The following is a 1617-nucleotide window of genomic DNA, read 5'->3' as shown; positions in this document are numbered from 1 at the left end:
GTGCAGGCTCTTGGTAATGCGCGCCTTGTATACCTAAACCATAGATAATTTTATAAGTGGTCTGATTATTACTACCTGACACTGCGACGGTACCTATACGCATCGGCGTTACATTAAGCCAATCATTGTTATTTCCTGGCACTAAAGTAACACCGACATGATTAACATCAGCGGTTGGATTGTCAGTGCCCTTTATGGCATTACCATTAATACCAAATATGGTCTTTTTAAAACCCGAAGTATTCATAGTACGACTTCCCAAATTTTGAAGATAATCCAATGAGGACCCAAAACCTTCTGCAGATGGAAAAGCATAATGATTATATGCATCAGTGATATAGTCGGTATTTGCACGCTCATAATCAAAACTTTGAATACGATGACGCCACATCTGATTGGTAAACAATAATGAAAACTCACTATGAAAAGTGTCAAAACAATGACCAGAGTTTTTATCATTATAATTATAAGTTGTGCCTTCTGTTGTTACATCTTGCCGTAAGATAAAATTATCGATACCATCACTAGTCTGCGTATCAGGAAACCCGCTTTCATAGCTACAATAATCACCTTCATTGTTGTTATTAATCGTATTTGATAAATAAGCGATATCAACAGGGGTATATGAATAATCCCCATCTGTAAAGGTAATACTACCATCACTGGCATAACTTATCCCAACTAGACCTAATAAAGCCAAACTCAATAATTTTTTCTTCAACATCACTATTTCTCCGTGTTGTTTATATCTCTTATGCTTTGTTACTTTTCAATATGCCCAACATTTGACCTACAAAACATATAATGATCATAATTTAATCTATGACGTAACGTTAGAGTCAACAGTTTATTTTGAGTGAATTGCGTGCTAAAGCATGCTCTACTATAAGTTGATTAAATACCACCTAACTTACTTGGGTACGGATACGTAAATACATTGCCATATATATCCATCACCGTATAAGCTGCTTGAATCGGCGCCGTACCACAACGATTGGTTGCAAAAACTCCCTGTGTTTGACCCTCATTTTTTGTCGAACCAGAGCCTTCATAGCCTGTGCCTAAATCCAAGGTATCTTCATTTATCGTTACCCTAGGAAATTCCATCAGATTACTTAAATTATCATTTTGACTGTCACCAGATTCTCCTAGCTCATGGTCATCATCCATACACCACAATAAGGGATCATATCCTTGCGTATATACAATCCACATATTTTTTAGATCAACTTCGGCTAGTGATTGTGGGTAAACTACACCCTCATGCTTAATCGGCTCAAATACCATATACTCAAGCATCTTGCTATTCTTGCCACCCTTTTGAATCGCTACATTTGAGTTTTGCGCCAGTGGATGATTAAATGGTCCAATAAAAGCATAATTATTGCCATGGAGTGATGGCTCAGCAGCTGAAGTTGACGCAGGTTGTAATACACTATGCTCATACTGATTATCAGACTGATATACACCTTCTTCCGTTAAGTTGATGTCATTACTCGAGATTACTGAGATGGTCTTTTGTTGCACCTCTTCATAAAAAGAAATCTCAGCTGAAATAGGCTCTGCTTGTTGACTCCCATTTACATAATCATTAAAGGTACTTAAATAGAAATGGTT

General features: G+C 37.0%; 2 protein-coding genes. Both read right to left on the bottom strand.

Annotated elements, in window-relative coordinates; genetic code table 11:
* Nucleotides 1-724 (bottom strand): hypothetical protein (locus DNK85_RS11055; protein WP_162896706.1); only part of this gene is annotated, 724 nt, incomplete at its 3' end.
* A gap of 170 nt (nucleotides 725-894) precedes the next feature.
* Nucleotides 895-1617, bottom strand: a 723-nt coding sequence (locus DNK85_RS11050) for a hypothetical protein (protein WP_162896705.1), incomplete at its 5' end; no start/stop codon positions are given.

The organism is Cysteiniphilum halobium, from assembly GCF_003574425.1.
GTDB lineage: Bacteria > Pseudomonadota > Gammaproteobacteria > Francisellales > Francisellaceae > Caedibacter > Caedibacter halobius.
The sequence above is the reverse complement of the archived record's forward strand: the minus strand, read 5'-3'. Positions and strand labels throughout refer to the sequence as shown.